The following is an 18,806-nucleotide window of genomic DNA, read 5'->3' on the forward strand; positions in this document are numbered from 1 at the left end:
CCAGCATGTCTCGATCGTTCACTTAGAAGATCAAATACAGAAGAACGATCACCACGAGGGGTACGCCCAACAGCCACATGATTACTCCGGGAAGCATTTTTAAAGTCTCCTTTCCGCTTTGCGTTGTGAGATGCGCTGAGCCTTAAGTCGCGAGGGTTTGCTCGTCGCGATGGCTGCCACCTAGAGAAGCTGCCCACCACGCAGCGACGCCACTAAGAAGCAAAACGAGGGATGCCCAGAATCCGGCAAATGCGGCACCCTTCCTTGCGGCTTCCACGACACTTTTCGCTCTGTCGATTGCTCCGGTCACCGTTGAGCGAACGCGTTGTTCGGCCTGTTCAAGTGTGAGGCCAGTTTTGCTCTGTATGAGGCGCGCTAGATAGGTGCGGTCTTCCTCTTTAATCTCACCGTTGATGAGGCCCTCCCGCAGGATGCGCACGACTTCCTCGCGCTGTGCTCTGGACGGTCCTGTCTGAGTGGTGGTTGCGGGTTGTCCCGCAGGCGGTTGTTGCGTTTGGTTGGCAGGACTTTCGGGAGCGAATTCGCGCCACAGTGCATCACCGGCATCGTCTGCCACGGGCGCGACGATCTCGGCCGTACTGCGGGCGGCCGACAATGCGGTTTTGGTCGCGAGATTGGCGACGGAACTTCCGATTATGGCGGCGAGGCATGCCCCAATGATGAGAGAAAGCGCCCACACGACGAGCCCATTAGCTCCATCGCGGAAGCCCGTTTCGTCGCTTTTAAATCCGCTCATGCGAGCGCGCATACGTCCGGTGAAGTACGCCCCCATTCCAATGGAATAGATATACGTAAAGGCGAACCATATAGCTGCGATGATGCCGATGGACTCGGCCGATATGCCGTTTTCCGACCATGGTGAAGCTACGAATAACCCCACGGAGGAGCCGAACATTGTTAGTAGTAGGGACATGGCGGTTGCAATTACCGCGCCGGCGACAACTGCCGCCCAGTCGAGATATGGTCGTCTGCCGGTTACTTCGACGTCGGTAACGACGGCTGTGGTCGCGTTGGGGTCGAACGAAGTGGTTACCATGGTGTGCCTCGCTAGGAGTTGGAGCGCACCGAAGCTTCCGCGATTAGATACGGCCGAGAAGGGCTAGAACCACCAGAATTATGAGTATTGTGCCGATTATTCCGGATGGGGCTGGTCCCCAGCTCCGGCTGTAGGGCCATGCGGGTAAGGCTCCGATGAGCAGTAGGACAAGAAGAATGATAAGGATTGTTTCCAACAAATTCGGCGCCTCCGTTTTCATAAAGTATGAGCTTCTTCAACGCGCCTATTGATCAATCTGTTCCGAATCCAAGCCTTTCGAAGGCTTAAATTTTTATCTCACTCTGACGATATGAATTGCCGATATACTTTTCGGGCAAGTGCTGAAAAGACGCGTATATGTCGAAAAACGAGATAGGGGAAAGCCATGAGAGTGATCGCTGCGGGACTTCTTTTGACGGGCATGATGCTGCCGATGGCGCCATCGGCATATGCAGGGGAGACGATTTCCTATGAGGTCGACGGGTCGGCTTACGAAGGATACTTCGCGAAGGCGCAATCTTCTCAGTCCAAGGGGCTGGTCGTGATCATTCATGATTGGGATGGCCTGACTGACTACGAGATCAAGCGTGCCGACATGATTTCCGACCTCGGTTATGACGCGGTCGCTATCGACCTTTTCGGTAAGGGAAACCGTCCCGTCGAACTCGAAGCGAAGAAAACCGAAACTGGAAAACTCTATAAGGACCGGGCCGCCATGCGCTCGCGTATTCTCGGTGGGTTGAAGGAGGCACATCGCCTTAGCAGCGGGAATGTCATGGTGATCGGTTACTGCTTCGGCGGTGCTGCTGTGCTCGAACTCGCTCGTTCAGGCGAGGGTGAAGACATTCGCGGATACGTTTCATTTCATGGCGGGCTCGCTACGCCTGAAGGACAAAGCTATCCGACAGATACGGCACCCATTCTCATTGCCCATGGCGGAGGCGATACGGCTGTTTCGATGCAGGAGGTGGCGGCGTTGTCGGGCGAGTTGGAGAAGGCCAAGGTGACCTACGATATTGAGGTGTATTCTGGTGCGCCACACGCTTTTACAGTGATCGGAAGCGATCGCTATCAGGAACGGGCCGACCGGAAATCCTGGGCTGCGTTCGAGGACTTTCTTGAAACAAATCTTGGCGACTGACGTTCGCCGTCGGCGTCCTATCGTCTCGATTGTTTCCAGGAGAAGACACATGAGGCAACGCTTTGGGAAATTCTTTGCGGTGATCATTATGGCTTTGGCGACGGCGGCGATGACTACACCGCTGTTGGCTCATCATGGCTGGAGCTGGGCTGAACATGGCAACTCGGAAGTCACCGGTGTGGTGACGAAGGCCGAGTTGGGTAATCCCCATGGTATCGTCACGCTCGATGTCAAAGGTGAGGTTTGGCAGGTTGAGGTTGGGCAACCCTGGCGTAACGAACGCGCTGGCCTGACGGACGCAATGATGTCGCCTGGCGTAACCCTAACTGCAAAAGGGCATCGTTCAGCGAAACCAGATCAGAAGCTGCTGAAGGCGGAGCGGATCGTGATCGACGGCAAAACCTTCGACCTTTATCCCGACCGAGACTAGACCGCGCGAGCCAGACATATGCTGACCGACGTTCTCGGCGACCTGCAGAACTTGTCGTTTGTCATGGAGCTGCACCGGTCACGCTGGGCTTATCCCCTCGTCAATGCCGGACATATTTTGGGCATCGCCCTGCTTTTCGGGGCGATCGTTCCGCTCGATCTGAGATTGCTGGGGTTATGGAGATCCGTTCCTATAGGAACGCTGTCGCGTGTGCTGTTGCCTGTCGCGCTTTCGGGTCTGTTGATCGCAATTGCAATGGGTGGATTGTTGTTCGCGGTGCGTGCCGAGAAGTACGCGGCAATGGCATTCTTCCAGATCAAGGCTCTTGTGATTTTGGCTGCACTGACGAACGTTATGTTGCTGCATATTGCTGCGGAGTGGCGTGCGTCACAAGCTGATACCGACGTCGCGCCACCTCTACGGTTTAGGGTCGCGGGATTGATGTCGATTGGTTTGTGGACCTGTGCAATCGTGTTCGGACGTATGATTGCTTACGCTGAGTAAGCGGACACGACGACGTATATTTGCAGGTGTAAGGGAGGCAGCTTATGGGCATCGGGGCGCTTGCAGTCGTTCATGCGTTGCTACGTTCCCGAGCCATCACCATAGCAACGCTTACTGCCGTCTTATTCTGCTCATTGGGTTCTCTTGAGACCGGACTTTGGGCGGCGGAACGCCTGGGGGAGAATGCGCTTCGCAAGCTCGTCAACACGCCGGGACATTTTCTGATTATGCGGCATGCGACGGCTCCTGGTATCGGCGATCCTGGAAACTTTCAAATTGATGATTGCTCGACCCAACGCAATCTTTCGGAAGCAGGACGGCGACAGGCACAGCGTACGGGTGAGATGCTTCGATCACTTGGACTCAAGGACGTTAAAGTCTTTTCGAGCCGCTGGTGTCGTTGTCTTGAAACCGCACGGCTGCTCGAGCTGGGTCGCGTTGTTCCGATGGAGTCTTTGAATTCGTTTTTCCGAGAATGGGATCGGGAGAAGGAGCAGATTGCACAGTTGCGTGCTGATATTGCTGCGATGGATCTTAGCCGTCCTGCGGTGCTGGTGACGCATCAGGTTGTGATTTCGGGGCTTGCCGACACGTCGACGCGCTCGGGCGAGATTATCGTGATGCATCGCGAAGCTCCCGATCAGCTTAGGGTTGTCGGTTCGGCTATTGCGCGTGCGATTGATGAGTGAGAGATCACGCTGATTGGGGTTCAGCCGTGTAGTCATCATCGGAAACCTGTTCGAGCCACACGGCTTGAGAGCCATCCAACGCTTCCTGGAATGCCAGGTGTGCCATGGGCTTTGTCGGAGAGGCGCCATGCCAGTGCTTTTCGTTTGGGGCGATCCACACACTGTCGCCGGCATGGATCTCGCGGACCGGTTCCCCTTCCAGCTGTATGCGACCGACGCCTGAGACCACGTAGAGCGTTTGACCGAGCGGGTGCGTGTGCCAAGCAGTGCGCGCTCCGGCTTCGAAGGTGACAAGAAAGCCTTTGATGCGGGCTGGATGCGGAGCATCGACAATAGGATCCTGCCAGACCGTTCCGGTGAAGTAGCTTTCGGGTGCGCGTCTCGTCGGAGCGCTAGGAGATCTGCGGATTTCCATTGTGGTTATTCCCTGTTTCTTATCTTAGACGATTTCGTCCTCGTCGAAGATCGGATCTTCTCCAATCGCATCGGAGATTCCACCGATCTGGCCGGTTGCTGGTTTCGGATGCGCGACCTTCGCGACATGGAACAAGGCATCGGCGCGATTCACAACCGAAACATTCGTTCTGCCGATGATGATGCCGTCTACTTCAGCGAGGACGGGGACATCGGTGCCTTCATATGGATTGGTGATGCCGCCGATGACATCACCAGCGGCGATGCTGTCGCCCAAGCCTCTGAGGGCGCGAAAAATCCCTCCATCCGGTGCCCGTATCCATCTGCTGGACGTCGCAAAGACGGATCTGTGTTTTTGGCGGTTCGCGTGTTTTGGGCCGAGCATGCCCAGATGATGCATCACGTGCAAAATGCCTCTCACGCCACCGCGTACGGAAAACTCGTCGAGACGCAGGGCTTCGCCGGCTTCGTAGACGATGACTTCCAACCCAGCTTCGCGTGCGGCTTTGCGCAATGATCCCTCACGCAGACCGGATTGCAGGATGACGGGCGCGCCGAAAGCTTCCGCGAGATCTCTCAACTCCGGCGTCACGACGTCCACCCGAAGCTGTGGGAGGTTTGCGCGATTGTTGGAGCCGGAATGGAGGTCAATTCCGAAGTCCGAACGCCGTGCGATTTGTTCCATGAAGAGATGCGCCAGCTGAGCGGCGAGTGAGCCATGGAGATAGCCGGGGAACATCCGGTTTAGGTCGCGGCCGTCGGGCAGATACCGGCTTTTGCTGAGGAAGCCGAACACATTGACGATAGGCACACACAACAACGTGCCCTGTAGCGATTTCAGGCCCGGCGTATTCAGCAGCCGCCGGATAATTTCTACTCCGAGGATTTCATCACCGTGTAGGGCTGCGCTGACAAATAGTGTGGGTCCGTCGCGGCGGCCATGTACAACGCGTATTGGCAGGGTAACCGGCGTGTGGTTCGAGAGGTGTGCGACCGGCAAATCGACGAGGCCTTGGCTACCTGCTGTCACCGATGCCCCGCCGATTTTGAATGGAGTTCGCACGCGTTAACCTCGGCCTTTCGTTCGGGTTTTGCCAGGCTTTGCGTGTGTTTCGAGAAATTCGATCATTTTGCTGGCGACATCGATACCTGTGGCCTTTTCCAGGCCTTCAATTCCGGGAGATGAGTTTACCTCCATAATAACCGGTCCATGGTTCGCGCGCAGCATGTCGACGCCGCAGACGTTAAGGCCCATGGCTTTCGCGGCACCTACAGCTGCTGCGCGTTCCTGTGGCGTGATGCGGATAGGGGTTGCCGTGCCGCCCCGGTGCAAGTTTGAGCGGAAATCACCTTCAGCCCCTTGGCGCTGCATAGCTGCGATGACGCGATCTCCGATGACAAAACAGCGGATGTCGCTGCCGCCAGCTTCCTTGATGAACTCCTGGACAAGGATGTTTACGTTGGCGCCGGCAAAGGCTTCGATAACAGACTGCGCCGATTTCGGAGTTTCAGCGAGGACAACGCCGATCCCTTGTGTTCCCTCCAGGAGCTTGATCACGACCGGTGCCCCGCCTGCGAGCTCCACGACTTCAGCCGCCTTTTTAGGATCTTGCGCGAAAATTGTTACAGGCAGGCCGATACCCTTGCGGGACAGGAGCTGCATGGACCGCAGTTTGTCGCGGGAACGGCCGATGCCGACGGATTCGTTTAGAGGATAGACGCCCATCATTTCGAACTGGCGCAATACGGCCAGTCCAAAGAACGTGATGGATGCGCCGATGCGCGGAATGACGGCATCGTAACCGCTCAGAAGTTGTCCGTTGAGATAAAGCGAGGGCTTGTGAGAAGCGATATTGATCGTCACCCGCAGGGTCGGGATCACATCGATCTGATGCCCACGTTGTTCAGCAACTTCTATGAGGCGGCGGTGCGTATAGAGTTTTGGGTTCACGCACATGAGCGCGATCTTCATTGCCGTCTCCTGTTCACCTTCTCAAAGGTGGGCAGCTATGGGGATGTATAGTTTCTCAGGCTTGCTGGCCGAGAATGAACGAACGTCCGGGATCGATGAGGAATTTGCTACGTACGGCCGATCGGCCAAGGAGCATGCGGAAGCCCATTTCGTCGCGTTGCGTGAGTGACAGTTCAATCGGCCAAGTGTAGGGGCCCAGCTGCACCAGGGTGCGAACTATGTGGCGAATTTGAGTTTGTCCGCCAGAATTGCGGATTGACCTTTGGTCGAGCAGTTGTGCTTCGCAGGATAGAGCGTGTTGATCATTCCTCTGCAGGGGGTGGAGGTCGAATTGGACGAAGCGTTTTCCGTTGCGGGTTATGGTTTTGATATTCCATGCATGCAAAGCCGAGGTGCGTGCCCCGGTATCGACTTTCGCTTTAACTATGGCGCCGCCTAGTTCCGGTAGCTGAACCCACTCGCGCCAGCCAATACGGGGTTTATCGCTACGTTTTCTTTGAGGTTTGGCCACCGAGCCGCGGGGTCTGATCTCTTCACGGTTTTGGCCCATCTTTGGAGCTCCGATTCCGGGATGCTGGCAAGCAATGCCTGCGTGTGAGGATGTTCGTTGCGCACAATGCATAAGATTGGGCATTGAATCACGCATCCACCCTAGAATGCGGCCCGGTCAGCGGATGGGTGGGTAACGCGGTTACCAACCGCCTTTTTTCAACCAATCCTCCATCATGCCCATACGGTCCCATCCCCAGAAGGGTTCGTCGTCCGCGAAGAAAAAGGGTGATCCGAAGACGCCCCGGGCGATGGCTCCTTCTGCCAGGGATTTTGTATGTGCCTTAATTTCCGGACTCTGGGCTCCCTGCACAAGCGCTTCGGGCGTGGCGTTAAATTCAGGTGCCAAGGATGAGACTGCGACGATGTCGGACGTGTCCAGCCCGTTGCCGTAATATTCGGCGAATACACGTTGGGCAAAACGGGGTGCGGCTGCCGCATCTTGAGACTCGATCCAATAGAATGCTCGGGTTGCCGCCAACGCGATCAGGGGGTGGTTTTTGGGGAGGTGAAACTCCAAACCTTCTGCGCGTGCAAGACGGGCCCAGTCACGTCGTGCATAGTCGCGTTTGAGTGGTGTGGATGACAGTCCGCGTGCGCCGGTCGCCTGGTAGGCCGTTCCGAGCATATAGGGGCGCCACAGCACCTGACGTTCGACTCGCTTTGCGAGAGCTTCAATGCGTGCCGCGGCGAAGAACGCATACCCGGAAGAGAAATCGAACCAGAATTCTATAGGCTTGGTCACGGGCTAGACCCTCGCTCTGTCAATAGACCCGTACGCGTTTGCAGCTGTCATATGACATGCGCGCTCGGTGTTAGATGCTGTTCTAAAGCGGAGTTTGTGTAAGGAAACTTGTATCGTTCGGTTGAGACGGAAAATATCATGTTTCTTATTGTAATCAATGTCTTGGTTTGGGGTATCCGAGCACGGAATTTGTGAAATTGTGTCACGGCTCGCGCAGTGACATGAAAGCTTTAAAATTCGCGATGAAACTGTCCCACGACAAAGCACTTTCGTTGTCGTGGGAAAGTGTCGATTTTTTTCCGGATACATGCAGGACTGGATCGAAGACATGGGTGATGGTGCCAATCCCAATTGGCTTGAAGCTGAACTCGAAGAGACGCTTGATGAAACGCTTGAGGCTGAGCTCTCGGAGCCTATGCTGAGTGCGGAGCTTCGCCGCATGTACCGTGAGGCGCATCCCAATGCGCTCGACCGGCGCACGTATATCGTACACTTGCTTCGACTTCAGGCTGAACTGATCAAGCTGCAAACGTGGGTCGAGTATACCGGCTCAAGGATTCTGATTATTTTTGAAGGCCGCGATTCGGCCGGCAAAGGCGGTGTAATCAAACGCATCACCCAGCGGCTTAATCCACGTATTGCTCGTGTCGTTGCGCTGCCGAAGCCGACGGAGCGTGAGCAGACACAGTGGTACTTTCAGCGCTACGTGCCTCACCTACCCTCTGGCGGCGAAATGGTTCTGTTTGATCGCTCCTGGTATAATCGCGCCGGTGTGGAACGCGTGATGGGGTTTGCGAGCGAAGCCCAGGTGGAAGACTTTTTCCGTGACGTTCCTGAGTTTGAACGCATGCTCGTGCGCTCTGGCATCATCGTTCTCAAATACTGGCTTTCGATCACGGATGCGGAACAACAGCTGCGATTCAAGATCCGTATTGAAGATCCCATGAAGCAATGGAAGCTCTCACCGATGGACTTGCAGTCCCGCGCGCGATGGGAGGATTATACTAAAGCAAAGGAGGAGATGTTCGAGCGCACGAACATCCCGGAAGCGCCTTGGTATATTGTTGAAGGCAATGACAAGAAGCGTGAACGCCTCAACTGCATCGAACACATCCTCTCTAAGATACCTTACGAAGACGTGCCGACGGACAAGGTCCAACTGCCTGAGCGAATCTTCAATCCGGACTACGACCGGAAGACGCTGCCGCCGGAGCTGTACGTTCCTAAGATTTTCTGATTGCGCAGCTCAAAGCCCTCGATGTCTTTGACTGGGCATCGAGGGTGCATTCTTGTGTTGTCTTTGGTGCGCTAGTGGCGATCCCGGAAGGACTCGAACCTCCAACCCCTTGGTTCGAAGCCAAGTGCTCTATCCGTTGAGCTACGGGACCGGTTCTACAAATCTATTCCCTTGTGGTGTCTCATGATCTTCCAGCAAGAGTCCAGTGTTTTGGGGCGGCTGGTTAGTTCTTGATCTGGTAGCCGGTTTTGAAGATCCAGGCGATGATGACCAGACAAAGGACCAGGAAGGCCAGCGTCATTGTCAGACTGAGACCAACATTAAGATCGGCGACGCCGAAGAAGCTCCAACGAAAGCCACTGACGAGATATACGACGGGATTGAACAACGTCACCGTCTGCCAGACGGGTGGAAGCATGTTTATCGAATAAAATGTTCCGCCCAGAAACGTTAGCGGCGTCACGACGAGCAGAGGAATGATCTGCAACTTCTCAAAGCCATCAGCCCAAATTCCGATAATGAATCCGAAGAGGCTGAAGGTGACAGAGGTGAGTACTAAGAAGGCAATCATCCAGATTGGGTGGGCGATTTGAATCGGAACGAACAGGCCGGCAGTCGCCAATATAATCAGCCCCAGAATTATGGACTTGGTGGCAGCGGCGCCCACGTATCCTAAAACGATTTCGAAGTAAGAGACGGGGGCGGATAAGAGCTCGTAGATCGTGCCGGTAAACTTCGGGAAGTAGATGCCGAATGATGCGTTCGCGATGCTCTGCGTCAAGAGCTGGAGCATGATCAGGCCCGGTACGATGAATGACCCGTAGTCGATCCCGTCAATCTGCGTGATGCGGGAGCCGATGGCCCCGCCGAACACTACGAAGTAGAGTGACGTCGATATGACCGGCGAGACGATGCTTTGCATCAGCGTGCGCCACGTGCGGGCCAGCTCAAAGAGATAAATTGCTTGTACGGCGCGGAAATTCATGAGGGTCGTTTCACCAGGCTGACGAAGATCTGTTCGAGCGAGCTTTGTGTTGTGCTGAGGTCCTTGAACTTGATGCCTGCTTCATTGAGTTCAGCCAACAAGGACGTGATGCCGGTGCGCTCTCCCTGCGTATCGTAGGTATAGACAAGTTCCATCGCGTCGTCTGAAAGGGTGAGTCCGCGTGAGGCAAGCGCAGATGGGATCTTCTCGAGCGGGTGATGAAGCTGCAAGATGAGCTGCTTCTTGCCCAGCTTGTGCATCAAGGTCGATTTGTCTTCGACGAGTATCAATTCGCCGTTGTTGATGACGCCGATGCGGTCGGCCATCTCTTCAGCTTCTTCGATGTAGTGCGTCGTCAGAATTATCGTGACACCAGAATCACGTAAATCCCGCACAATCCGCCACATGTCTTTTCGCAGTTCGACGTCGACGCCTGCTGTCGGTTCATCGAGGAAAAGGATTCGTGGCTCATGAGACAGGGCCTTGGCGATCAGTACGCGCCGCTTCATGCCGCCGGACAGCGTCATGATCCTGTTGTCTTTTTTGTCCCAAAGCGAAAGATCGCGCAGGACTTTCTCGATGTGTGCCGGATTTGACGGTTTTCCGAACAGGCCGCGGCTGAAGGCGACAGTGTCCCAGACGGATTCAAAGGCGTTGTTGGGTAATTCTTGAGGGACTAAGCCGATCAAGGAGCGCGTTGTGCGATAGTCCGTAATGATGTCGTGGCCGTTCACGTGGACCGAGCCGCCGCTCGGTGAGACAATCCCGCAGATAATACTGATGAGCGTGGTTTTGCCGGCGCCGTTGGGGCCTAACAGCGCGAAGATCTCGCCGGAACGAATTTCAAGATCTATGCCTTTGAGGGCCTGAAAGCCCGAGGCATAGGTCTTGGACAGATTGGCAACGGAAATCGTTGGAGGCATGAAGATCTGCTTAAGGAGGTGAGATTGAATGGCTCGGCGGCGAGTTACTTGGGGTAGCGGGTTGTTATTTCCAAGGCGTGTTAGCCGATGCGCTTATGATTGGTGGCTGGGGCTAACACACCGGGGCGTGTATGAGAAGTCCGACAATAGACGTCGTCTCCGATGAGCTTTTTCTCGGGGTATTCATTTCGCGGCGAGAAAGGAGTAAGTCAGATTAAGGGGGCCGGCTCCTATTTGAGCGTTTTATTGATCCGTTGTGTTCGGGACCGGGAAAACTGAGGCTGTGGTGGTGCAAAAGGGCGAGAGGTTCATTTTCAATCTGCGCGAGGTCAACGGTGCCATGGGTGACCTCGGCACCTTGTTGCCGCTGACTCTTGGGACCATTGCGGTTGCTGGATTGGCGCCGATGCCAGTTCTTCTCGGCTTTGCGGTCTTCTACATCGGGACCGCGCTTTATTATCGCCTGCCTATTCCTGTCCAACCTATGAAAGTTGTGGCGGCCGTGCTGCTGACGGCGCAACTCAGCCACGAAACGCTTGTTGCCAGCGGTGTCATTATCGGTGCCGTCCTGCTCCTGCTGGGGGCGACAGGGTGGATGACGCGATTGGCTCGGCTCGTGCCGCAGTCGGTGCTTGCGGGGCTTCAACTTGGTCTCGGTATCGCCCTTGCCCTGGTGAGCCTCGGATTAATGGCGACCGCGCCGCTTTTGGCCTTTGTGACGCTTGGCCTGGTACTCGGCCTGGGTCGCCTCCCAGGATATCCTTCGGCACTGATCGCAGTCGCTGTCGCGGTGGTTCTGGCGCAGGTGTTCGATGTACCAGGGATCGCGGGGAACATCGCGGCGTCGGCGATGATTTCTGTTCCGTCCGTGCCTTCCGTGGAGGACATCCAACAAGCGTTGTCGCTGTATGTGCTGCCGCAGCTCCCGCTGACGCTCGCCAATGCCGTGGTCCTGACAGCGCTTATCGCGGGGGACTATTTCGGAGAACGTGCTTCGCACGTGACGCCGGGGCGTTTGTCGATTTCGAGCGGGCTGGCGAACTTGTTGCTGACGCCGTTTGGAGCGCTGCCAATGTGCCATGGAGCCGGAGGCTTGGCGGCGCATTATCGCTTTGGTGCCCGAAGCGGGGCTGCGCCTCTTCTGATCGGTGTCACGCTGCTTATGTTTGCTCTTTTGCCGGGCGGACTTGGCCTCGATGCTATTTCGGCGGTGCCAGCGGCCGGACTTGGGGCACTGTTGATCGTAGCTGCAGGAGAGTTGGCGCTGACGCGGCGGCTGTTTGATTGCAAGCCATCGTGCTGGCCGGTGATCGCCGCAACAGCTGGTGTAACGGTGTGGTTCGATCCGTTCTGGGGCCTCGTCGCTGGATCGGGTGCTGAGCTTGTTCGTGTGGCTGTCGTCCGTCACCTTCAGAAGCGTGCGAACATCTGATCAATCAGGTGATGTGGGCCGGTGGCGCGGCCCAGCCCACTACCTGTTGGCTTGCGTCACCGGACATGGCAACCGGCGGTCAAACTTAGCTCAGCCAAAGGTCGAGATGTTGCGGTGATCGAATTGATAGAGCCATGTTTCCGTCAGTGGCTCGCCGTTTAGCTCCAGATACATGCGTAGCTCGGCGATTTCGCGTGGCTCCACCTCCAGATCGAAGACTGCGCGCCAGATATTCCCGTTCGGTACGGGCTCTGCGAACGTCCGGATAACTCTGCCCGTTGAGGCTGTGACCTTCACTTCCGGGAAGACGCCATATGGGATTTTCGTCATAACCGATGGGCGGTTGAATTCGACGGCAAACCGGTAGTTGTTTGGTGGACGCGGTTTACCTGGTTCCCCACCGTTGCCAATCCGTGTCGCTGTCGTGGTGGCTATATTTTCGGCGGGATAGGGTTCGTCCGCGAGCCAATGCAAGCGGTAGTTCAGCGTGTACTCGTTGCCCGCTTTTGCCTTGCCTGCTGGAACCCAGAATGCGCCGATGTTGTCGTGAATTTCGTCGTCGGTTGGAATTTCGAGAAGTTCGATGGAGCCTTTCCCAAGCGGTTTGAGCGGCTCAACCCATAAGCTCGGACGGCGGTCGTACATCACGCCATCTTGGTAGTGATCGAAATTGCGATCGCGTTGCAGGAGGCCGAAACCGCGCGGATTGTTGTCCTCGAATGCAGAGACCGTGGCGGAGGGCGGATTGTTGAGCGGGCGCCAAATTCGTTCGCCGCTTCCTGTCCACATCGCCAAGCCATCCGAGTCATGGACTTCCGGACGCCAATCACGGATACGCTCGCGACCGTATTCGCCGTACCAGAACATAGAGGTCAGCGGAATGAGGCCGAGCCGTTCGACATCGCGCCGTAGGTAGAGGGCGGATTCGATGTCCATCACCACGCCCTTGCTACGGTCGCGGCCACGCTTCAACGCAAAACGGAACGCTCCCGTAATGCTTGGACCATTGAGAAGTGCGCAGACAATCACCGGAGTTTCGGGGTCGGCCTGTTCTGCAATGTAGAACTCCGTGAAGTCGGGAAACTCCTCGGCCTTGTTCGGAACAGCTGCATCGATGGCAACTCCGCGTGCCGAAAGACCGTACTGGCCGAGTGCGCCAATGGCTCGGAAGTAGGAAGCACCAAGAAAAGCTACCCAATCCTGCGTGCGCCAATCCGAGGCTCCGTTCCATTCTTGCAAACGGAAGCCAGCAAAACCGGAATCCGGAGGCAATTTGCGCGCGGGGCTGTCTTCCGGCATTTCGAATAGGGATGGGTTATATGGGACCTCGCGGGCGATACCGCTTTCGACGAGATGCATTTTGACGGCTTTGCCGAAGTACTGGCCCAGGTGGAAGAAGTTGAGCGGATAGGCTCCGCCTCCATTCGCATACGGAGCGCGATCGGGCTTAAACTTCAGCTTGCCATGCTGCTCATAGTCGATCTGTTGAATGACGTCCGGCATCGGGCGGTAGGGCGGCACGTAGGCCTCTTTCGCCATACGGCGTGCTCTTGCGACGAGTTCCTCGTAGCTAAATGGAGTGCCGGGTGCTTCTTGCGCCAGTGCCGGGCGGAGAGCGGGGGGAAGTCCCATAAAGGCCGCTAGGCCGGCAGTGGTGCGGAAAAGGTCTCGTCGGTTTAGTGAGGTCATGGCGCGTTCGTGCCCTTATCTAATAGGGGACTCGCATTTGGAACTTTGGCGGATATTTGGATAGCGGGCGGTGAATTTCCAGGTGTTCTTCTAGATCGGCGTGCTCTCGCGAGATCTGTAAACCGGGTGCCAAAGAGCCATAGGGCTGGCTAGGTTCCGTTTACCTATTGGTTAATTCAGCGCTTAAAAGGACACTTCGGCATATTCGTGGCTGTAATTAACTAACTAACTGTCGTTGAACCCAGCGTTTTTTGGGGGACTATCCAGCCATAACTTCATTGAATTGACGTACAAATTTTGACGTTTGGTGTAGAGCGGAACTTCTGTGTGGAGATAGTGCCTGCCCGTGTCAGGATGACGCGGGTCTGATATCCGAATTTGCCGAAAGATTTGACCTTCGCCCTTCGAGTCCCAGAGATAACCAATAACCATGGCCGTCGAACAGTACGCCCCTCTCAATACTCTGAAGCCGGTGGCGGACGACGTATGGATTGTGGATGGGCCACTCATTCGCTTCGGCATGCCCATGTTCAAGATGCCTTTTCCAACCCGCATGAGCATTGTCCGGCTGGCGGGTGGAGATCTGTTTGTGCATTCTCCCACCCCGCTGACGCGCGATTTAAAAGCCGAAGTCGAAGCGTTGGGTTGTCCGCGCTGGATCATCGGACCCAACCGGATCCACTATTGGTGGATTCCGGAGTGGCGGGATGCCTTTGCTGATGCGGATGTCTATCTGGCGCCGCGCATAAAGGAGCAAGCGGGAGACCGCATCGATTTCGCTGCCTTACCGCTTGAGGCTGAGCACGGATATCCCTGGGACGAGGCCATCGACACACTGCCGGTCGTGGGGGACTTCATGACGGAAGTCGAGTTCTTTCACCGCGCCAGCCGGACACTCATTCTGACGGATTTCATCGAGAACTTCGAACCGCAGAAACTTGGTTTGGTCATGCGTATGCTGACCTGGGTCGGCGGTGTGCAAGATCCCGACGGCCAGATGCCGCGCGATATGCGACTGACTTTTGTGCGGCAGAAACTGCAGCTTCGCGCGGCCATCGAGACAATGATCTCGTGGGATCCAGAGCGTGTCATCATCGCTCACGGACGATGGTATCCAGCGAATGGCGCGGCCGAGTTACGGCGCGCCTTCAGGTGGATACTCAATTGAAGCGCGTTGGAATGATCTGCAGTCTTAACTTTCGGGTCCTTTCGGAAACTGCGGAACGTTGGGATCAATCAGGTGCCAGGGTGGCGCCGATCCCGTCCAAAACTGAGCTTCGGACTTGAACAAGGATGGATCATCCAGGCTGCCGACCTTGATTGAAACAACATCGGGAAAACTGGTGTCGGTGGCGAACAGTGGGCTGCCGCAGGTGCCGCAGAATTGCCGCGTCCTTTGGGCACCGCTTTCGGCGGTGTTGGCGTAACTCGCAGGCTGGCCTTTGGTGATGTTCAGTGATGATTTTGAGACCACGACTACATAGGCTGGCGCACCACCACATACGTGTTGGCAATCACGACAATGACATGCGGCGGAGCCTAGCAATGGCCCGTTCACCCGGAACCGGATTTCACCGCATAGACATCCTCCTTCGGCGTTGATTGTTTGCAATTTTACCTCCCTTGATTTGTGTCGCTTTTTTTGGAGCGATGCAAACGATGGTAGTTCAGGCAACTCCGTAATGCTAGCAGCGCCGCGGCATGTGTCCTAATCGCTTAAGTTCCTTCCAAGTCGTGTTTGAGCCGGGCGAGCAGTTCGACAGCTTCATGTGCGTAGGGCGAAATCCAGCGATCGTGGATTTCCTTGAATGGGGCAGCGTTCAGGTAGTTCCAGCGATTTCTGCCTTCCCGTCGAACAACGATCAGGCCGGCACGTTCAAGCACCTTCATGTGCTGCATCACAGTGCATCGGTCGAGCGCATCTTTAAAATGATCGCACAGTTCGCCGGTCGTACGCGGAGCGCTCTTGAGCAGATCCAGAATCTGGCGACGTCGCGAATCCGCAAGTGCCTTAAAGATCAGATCGTCGGTATCGATGTTTGACATGTTATAAAACTATAACATATCTTCGGAGCCGTCGCAAATGGAGGTCAGTCGATGGAGCCGAAGTTCCAAGTTCAGCTTAAAATCGGAAAGCCGGTGGCTGAAGTTTTTGATGCTGTCGTTAATCCCGACAAGCTCACACGCTACTTCATTCAGTCCACGAATGGGCCGTTGGTGGAAGGTGTGACGGTGCGATGGAAATTCGCTGAAGTGCCGGAGGCCATTGACGTGGTTGTTCGTGAGGTACGCCCAAGCGAACGCATTGTTTTCGAGTGGCCTGCGGAAGACGGCGATTACCGCACATGTGTAGAGATGACCTTCCTTGCGGTCGAAGATGAAAGCACGTTGGTGCTAATCAAAGAGTCGGGGTGGCGTCCCAATCCCACGGGCATTGAGGCTTCCTATGGCAACGCCGGTGGATGGATGCACATGATGTGCTGCCTGAAGGCTTACCTTGAGTTTGGCATCAACCTGAGGACAGGCGGTGTTTGCGGAGCGGAGACGGCGTAGCCGTCGTCGCTTAGCGGAACGGCGGCTCGTCGAACGAGCGCAGTTTACGTGAGTGGAGGGATTCGCGACGATCCTTGAGAAGTTCAATCGCGGTCAGGCCGATTTCGAGGTGTTGTGCGACAGCGGTTTCATAAAATGCGTTGGCGGCGCCCGGCAGCTTGATCTCACCATGCAGGGGCTTGTCCGATACGCAGAGCAAGGTTCCATAAGGCACCCGAAGTCGAAATCCCTGGGCCGCGATCGTACCGCTTTCCATGTCGACGGCTATGGCGCGCGAGAGGTTGATGCGTCTGCGTTCTTGCGCGAAGCGGAGCTCCCAATTGCGGTCATCGTTGGTCACGACCGTGCCGGTACGCAATCGCTGTTTCAGGGCATCGCCATATTGTCCCGTCACCTGAGCAGCGGCGTCCTGCAAGGCAACCTGGATCTCGGCTAGGGCGGGTATGGGGATGTCTGGTGGAATCAGGGCGTCGAGGATGTGATCCTGGCGCAGGTAGGCATGTGCCAGCACATAGTCGCCGATGGACTGGCTCTCGCGTAGGCCACCACAATGGCCCACCATCAGCCAGCAATGCGGGCGGAGTACAGCGAGGTGATCGGTTATGTTCTTCGCATTGGGGGGCCCGACGCCGATGTTGATGAGCGAAACGCCTTCACCTCCTTCCGCGACCAGATGGTAGGCGGGCATCTGATATCGATGCCATTGGGAGGCGGCGATGCGATCCTCTGCCTCCGATTGTTCCATGCCGGCCGTGATCTCGATGTTGCCGGGCATGATCAACTTTTGGAACTGACCGCTTGGCAGCAGTTGTCCGATCGCAAGCTGAACAAACTGATCGATATAGCGGTGATAGTTGGTGAGCAGTACCCATCGCTGCGTGTGTCGCCAATCACTGCCCGTGTAATGAACAAGGCGGCGTAGCGAGTAGTCGACTCGAGCCGCGTCGAAGAGCATGAGCGGATAGGCACGTCCAGGCTTCGGTTCGATCAATCCGTCAGCGATTTCGTCGCCGACGGCGGCGAGGTTCGGCGTCGGGAAATATCTCGCGAGCTCTCCTGCCGTAACGCCCGCTTTTGCAATTTCGTCTGTGCGTTCGAAAACGTAGGTGTAGGGAATTTCCTGGCTGCTTGAGGTGACCTCGATTGCAGCACCGTATTCATCGACCAAGGGGCCGAGTTGTTCCAGCAGATAGGCGCGGAAGAAGCCGGGATGTGTGATGGTCGTTTCGTAGATTCCGGCCCGTTGCAGCTTTGCGAACGCGCGCCGACTTACCGGCGGCGGCTGTGGTACGTCCTTGTAGAGAACGCGCAGGCGTGGGTAGCAAAATGCGCTGCGTTCTTCCGGCGAGGGCACGCGCCGTTCGAGAAGATATCTATCGAGGGCTTTTTCGAGTGCGCTCGTTGCTTCTCGGTAGAGCCGTTCAAGGTGTTCAACGGCTTCTTCAGGTTTGAGGTTTCTGAACGTTTTCAGTTTTGTCACCACGGCCTTCAATCTGGAAATTGCTGCGCTCTTCTTCCTAGGTGTGCTCCGCGCTGGGCATGTTGCCTGAGAAGATAATCACTCACGGGCTTCAACGAAGAGCGCTTTCTGTCATTGGCGTGTCATGTAGGGTTGGTAATCGGCATAACCGAACGTTGCTTAATATTGTTCGGATTATCCGATCAACGTAAGCGACGGACAGAGGGGATGCTTTCATGCTTTCAGTCCATGACGTCGCGGTCACCTATTCCAACGGCGTTACCGCTCTCCATCCGACCAGTCTAACCTTTAAGCGCGGCCAATTCATCGTGTTGCTCGGAGCGTCAGGAGCGGGCAAATCGACTTTGCTGCGGACACTCAACGGTCTTGTCCGGCCGACGCGCGGCGAGGTTCGCGTCGAGGGACGCGGTTCCATTTTCGCTAGACGTTCAGCTTTGAGAGCGCATCGCCATTCGACCGGTATGGTGTTCCAACAGCATCATCTCATTGGCCGGTTGACCGCGCTTGAGAATGTTCTGACGGGGCGCCTCGCGGCGCACAGCACCTTCCGATCGATGCTCCCACTGCCGCGTGCAGATCGGATGATCGCATTGGAAGCGCTGGGGCGCGTGGGTCTCGTTGACCGCGCGCTTCATCGCGCCGATCAGCTCTCCGGGGGGCAGCAACAGCGTGTTGGTATCGCGCGCGCTATGGCGCAAAGGCCGGAGACAATTCTCGCGGATGAACCTGTAGCGAGTTTGGATCCCGCTACGGCTGTCAAGGTTCTAGACGATCTGCATCGCATCTGCCGTGAAGACGGAATCACTGCGATCATCAGTCTCCACCAAGTCGATCTTGCCCGCAGGTATGCCGATCACGTGATCGGTCTGGCCCAGGGGCGCATCGTATTCGAGGGTAATCCGGACACGCTCAGGCCGGATGCGCTCGATGAAATCTACCATGCCGATCAACCGCGGTTGGCGGAAGCGGCAGAGTAGGACCCTTCAAAATCGTGAGAGGTAGTATC

The 18,806-nt window shown here is 56.1% G+C and carries 22 protein-coding genes and 1 tRNA gene; 9 read left to right on the forward strand and 14 right to left on the reverse strand.

Going from position 1 to position 18,806, the window contains the following annotated elements:
- Positions 1-142: 142 nt before the first annotated feature.
- The gene (locus tag K5845_RS13645; protein ID WP_287959231.1) at positions 143-1,057 is read right to left on the reverse strand and encodes a hypothetical protein; all 915 of its coding nucleotides are present in this window, start codon (positions 1,055-1,057) and stop codon (positions 143-145) included.
- A 43-nt stretch (positions 1,058-1,100) separates the two neighbouring features.
- Entirely contained in the window at positions 1,101-1,256 is a 156-nt protein-coding gene (locus tag K5845_RS13650; protein ID WP_197540907.1) for a DUF3309 family protein, read from the reverse strand.
- Positions 1,257-1,442: 186 nt separating this feature from the next.
- Here K5845_RS13650 and K5845_RS13655 point away from each other — a divergent pair, with 186 nt between their 5' ends.
- Genes K5845_RS13655 through K5845_RS13670 form a run of 4 tightly spaced genes read left to right on the forward strand, consistent with a single transcriptional unit; the run spans position 1,443 to position 3,821 of the window.
- The gene (locus K5845_RS13655) at positions 1,443-2,198 is read left to right on the forward strand and encodes a dienelactone hydrolase family protein (RefSeq protein ID WP_287959232.1); all 756 of its coding nucleotides are present in this window, start codon (positions 1,443-1,445) and stop codon (positions 2,196-2,198) included.
- A 49-nt stretch (positions 2,199-2,247) separates the two neighbouring features.
- Positions 2,248-2,628, forward strand: coding sequence for a DUF6152 family protein (locus K5845_RS13660; RefSeq protein WP_210184001.1), 381 nt, complete (start codon positions 2,248-2,250; stop codon positions 2,626-2,628).
- 18 nt (positions 2,629-2,646) lie between these two features.
- The gene (locus K5845_RS13665) at positions 2,647-3,132 is read left to right on the forward strand and encodes a hypothetical protein (protein WP_287959233.1); all 486 of its coding nucleotides are present in this window, start codon (positions 2,647-2,649) and stop codon (positions 3,130-3,132) included.
- A gap of 44 nt (positions 3,133-3,176) precedes the next feature.
- Complete coding sequence (locus K5845_RS13670; protein WP_287959234.1) at positions 3,177-3,821, forward strand: histidine phosphatase family protein; 645 nt, start codon at positions 3,177-3,179, stop codon at positions 3,819-3,821.
- A 4-nt stretch (positions 3,822-3,825) separates the two neighbouring features.
- On the opposite strand, the gene K5845_RS13675 is transcribed toward K5845_RS13670, so the two are convergent.
- The 5 genes from K5845_RS13675 to K5845_RS13695 all read right to left on the reverse strand — a co-directional run bounded on the left by K5845_RS13675 (position 3,826) and on the right by K5845_RS13695 (position 7,501).
- A complete protein-coding gene (locus tag K5845_RS13675; protein WP_046477046.1) occupies positions 3,826-4,236 on the reverse strand; it encodes a (R)-mandelonitrile lyase in 411 nt (136 codons plus the stop codon).
- A gap of 24 nt (positions 4,237-4,260) precedes the next feature.
- A complete protein-coding gene (locus tag K5845_RS13680) occupies positions 4,261-5,298 on the reverse strand; it encodes a succinylglutamate desuccinylase/aspartoacylase family protein (protein WP_287959235.1) in 1,038 nt (345 codons plus the stop codon).
- Positions 5,299-5,301: 3 nt separating this feature from the next.
- Positions 5,302-6,207: a 30S ribosomal protein S6--L-glutamate ligase gene (gene rimK, locus K5845_RS13685; protein WP_046477038.1), complete on the reverse strand. Its 906-nt coding sequence runs from the start codon at positions 6,205-6,207 to the stop codon at positions 5,302-5,304.
- A 55-nt stretch (positions 6,208-6,262) separates the two neighbouring features.
- Positions 6,263-6,718, reverse strand: a complete 456-nt coding sequence (locus K5845_RS13690) for an ATP-dependent zinc protease family protein (RefSeq protein ID WP_197540882.1) — start codon at positions 6,716-6,718, stop codon at positions 6,263-6,265.
- Between the two features lie 180 nt (positions 6,719-6,898).
- Positions 6,899-7,501 (reverse strand): 2-hydroxychromene-2-carboxylate isomerase, encoded by a 603-nt coding sequence (locus K5845_RS13695; protein ID WP_287959236.1) that lies wholly within the window; start codon positions 7,499-7,501, stop codon positions 6,899-6,901.
- A 307-nt stretch (positions 7,502-7,808) separates the two neighbouring features.
- Here K5845_RS13695 and ppk2 point away from each other — a divergent pair, with 307 nt between their 5' ends.
- Positions 7,809-8,738 (forward strand): polyphosphate kinase 2, encoded by a 930-nt coding sequence (ppk2, locus tag K5845_RS13700; RefSeq protein ID WP_287959237.1) that lies wholly within the window; start codon positions 7,809-7,811, stop codon positions 8,736-8,738.
- 75 nt (positions 8,739-8,813) lie between these two features.
- On the opposite strand, the gene K5845_RS13705 is transcribed toward ppk2, so the two are convergent.
- The 3 genes from K5845_RS13705 to K5845_RS13715 form a co-directional block, all read right to left on the reverse strand.
- Positions 8,814-8,889 (reverse strand) — tRNA-Arg (locus tag K5845_RS13705).
- Positions 8,890-8,961: 72 nt separating this feature from the next.
- Positions 8,962-9,723, reverse strand: a complete 762-nt coding sequence (locus tag K5845_RS13710; protein WP_090227153.1) for an ABC transporter permease — start codon at positions 9,721-9,723, stop codon at positions 8,962-8,964.
- Positions 9,720-10,646 (reverse strand): ABC transporter ATP-binding protein, encoded by a 927-nt coding sequence (locus K5845_RS13715; protein WP_287959238.1) that lies wholly within the window; start codon positions 10,644-10,646, stop codon positions 9,720-9,722. Before K5845_RS13715 ends, K5845_RS13710 begins: the two co-directional genes overlap by 4 nt.
- Before the next feature lie 283 nt (positions 10,647-10,929).
- Here K5845_RS13715 and K5845_RS13720 point away from each other — a divergent pair, with 283 nt between their 5' ends.
- Positions 10,930-12,078 carry a putative sulfate/molybdate transporter gene (locus K5845_RS13720; RefSeq protein ID WP_046477017.1) on the forward strand — a complete coding sequence of 383 codons (1,149 nt, stop codon included), beginning with the start codon at positions 10,930-10,932 and terminating at the stop codon, positions 12,076-12,078.
- A gap of 90 nt (positions 12,079-12,168) precedes the next feature.
- On the opposite strand, the gene K5845_RS13725 is transcribed toward K5845_RS13720, so the two are convergent.
- Complete coding sequence (locus K5845_RS13725; protein WP_287959239.1) at positions 12,169-13,767, reverse strand: OpgD/OpgG family glucan biosynthesis protein; 1,599 nt, start codon at positions 13,765-13,767, stop codon at positions 12,169-12,171.
- A gap of 430 nt (positions 13,768-14,197) precedes the next feature.
- Between K5845_RS13725 and K5845_RS13730 the strand changes: the two genes are divergently transcribed.
- On the forward strand, positions 14,198-14,935 hold the full coding sequence (locus K5845_RS13730) for a DUF4336 domain-containing protein (protein ID WP_287959240.1): 738 nt from the start codon (positions 14,198-14,200) through the stop codon (positions 14,933-14,935).
- A gap of 24 nt (positions 14,936-14,959) precedes the next feature.
- Here the strand turns inward: K5845_RS13730 and K5845_RS13735 are convergent, their stop codons facing one another.
- Positions 14,960-15,442: a GFA family protein gene (locus K5845_RS13735; RefSeq protein ID WP_483099028.1), complete on the reverse strand. Its 483-nt coding sequence runs from the start codon at positions 15,440-15,442 to the stop codon at positions 14,960-14,962.
- 41 nt (positions 15,443-15,483) lie between these two features.
- The gene (locus tag K5845_RS13740; protein WP_046477006.1) at positions 15,484-15,813 is read right to left on the reverse strand and encodes an ArsR/SmtB family transcription factor; all 330 of its coding nucleotides are present in this window, start codon (positions 15,811-15,813) and stop codon (positions 15,484-15,486) included.
- A 51-nt stretch (positions 15,814-15,864) separates the two neighbouring features.
- Between K5845_RS13740 and K5845_RS13745 the strand changes: the two genes are divergently transcribed.
- Entirely contained in the window at positions 15,865-16,320 is a 456-nt protein-coding gene (locus K5845_RS13745; protein WP_287959241.1) for an SRPBCC domain-containing protein, read from the forward strand.
- Between the two features lie 10 nt (positions 16,321-16,330).
- Here K5845_RS13745 and K5845_RS13750 read toward each other — a convergent pair whose 3' ends face one another.
- Positions 16,331-17,800, reverse strand: a complete 1,470-nt coding sequence (locus K5845_RS13750; protein WP_502814140.1) for an AMP nucleosidase — start codon at positions 17,798-17,800, stop codon at positions 16,331-16,333.
- 215 nt (positions 17,801-18,015) lie between these two features.
- Here K5845_RS13750 and phnC point away from each other — a divergent pair, with 215 nt between their 5' ends.
- Entirely contained in the window at positions 18,016-18,777 is a 762-nt protein-coding gene (gene phnC, locus K5845_RS13755) for a phosphonate ABC transporter ATP-binding protein (protein ID WP_287959242.1), read from the forward strand.
- The last annotated feature ends 29 nt before the right edge of the window (positions 18,778-18,806 follow it).

The organism is Filomicrobium sp. (assembly GCF_025698805.1).
Classification (GTDB): Bacteria; Pseudomonadota; Alphaproteobacteria; order Rhizobiales; family Hyphomicrobiaceae; genus Filomicrobium; species Filomicrobium insigne.

What these genes read in the sequence shown, in the direction of transcription:
- K5845_RS13730 (WP_287959240.1), top strand. Translation starts at nt 14,198, where the DNA reads ATGGCCGTCGAACAGTACGCCCCTCTCAATACTCTGAAGCCGGTGGCG.
- K5845_RS13675 (WP_046477046.1), bottom strand. Translation starts at nt 4,236, where the DNA reads ATGGAAATCCGCAGATCTCCTAGCGCTCCGACGAGACGCGCACCCGAA.
- phnC (WP_287959242.1), top strand. Translation starts at nt 18,016, where the DNA reads ATGCTTTCAGTCCATGACGTCGCGGTCACCTATTCCAACGGCGTTACC.
- K5845_RS13740 (WP_046477006.1), bottom strand. Translation starts at nt 15,813, where the DNA reads ATGTCAAACATCGATACCGACGATCTGATCTTTAAGGCACTTGCGGAT.
- K5845_RS13660 (WP_210184001.1), top strand. Translation starts at nt 2,248, where the DNA reads ATGAGGCAACGCTTTGGGAAATTCTTTGCGGTGATCATTATGGCTTTG.
- K5845_RS13665 (WP_287959233.1), top strand. Translation starts at nt 2,647, where the DNA reads ATGCTGACCGACGTTCTCGGCGACCTGCAGAACTTGTCGTTTGTCATG.
- K5845_RS13655 (WP_287959232.1), top strand. Translation starts at nt 1,443, where the DNA reads ATGAGAGTGATCGCTGCGGGACTTCTTTTGACGGGCATGATGCTGCCG.
- K5845_RS13645 (WP_287959231.1), bottom strand. Translation starts at nt 1,057, where the DNA reads ATGGTAACCACTTCGTTCGACCCCAACGCGACCACAGCCGTCGTTACC.
- rimK (WP_046477038.1), bottom strand. Translation starts at nt 6,207, where the DNA reads ATGAAGATCGCGCTCATGTGCGTGAACCCAAAACTCTATACGCACCGC.
- K5845_RS13745 (WP_287959241.1), top strand. Translation starts at nt 15,865, where the DNA reads ATGGAGCCGAAGTTCCAAGTTCAGCTTAAAATCGGAAAGCCGGTGGCT.
- K5845_RS13710 (WP_090227153.1), bottom strand. Translation starts at nt 9,723, where the DNA reads ATGAATTTCCGCGCCGTACAAGCAATTTATCTCTTTGAGCTGGCCCGC.
- ppk2 (WP_287959237.1), top strand. Translation starts at nt 7,809, where the DNA reads ATGCAGGACTGGATCGAAGACATGGGTGATGGTGCCAATCCCAATTGG.
- K5845_RS13725 (WP_287959239.1), bottom strand. Translation starts at nt 13,767, where the DNA reads ATGACCTCACTAAACCGACGAGACCTTTTCCGCACCACTGCCGGCCTA.
- K5845_RS13670 (WP_287959234.1), top strand. Translation starts at nt 3,177, where the DNA reads ATGGGCATCGGGGCGCTTGCAGTCGTTCATGCGTTGCTACGTTCCCGA.
- K5845_RS13715 (WP_287959238.1), bottom strand. Translation starts at nt 10,646, where the DNA reads ATGCCTCCAACGATTTCCGTTGCCAATCTGTCCAAGACCTATGCCTCG.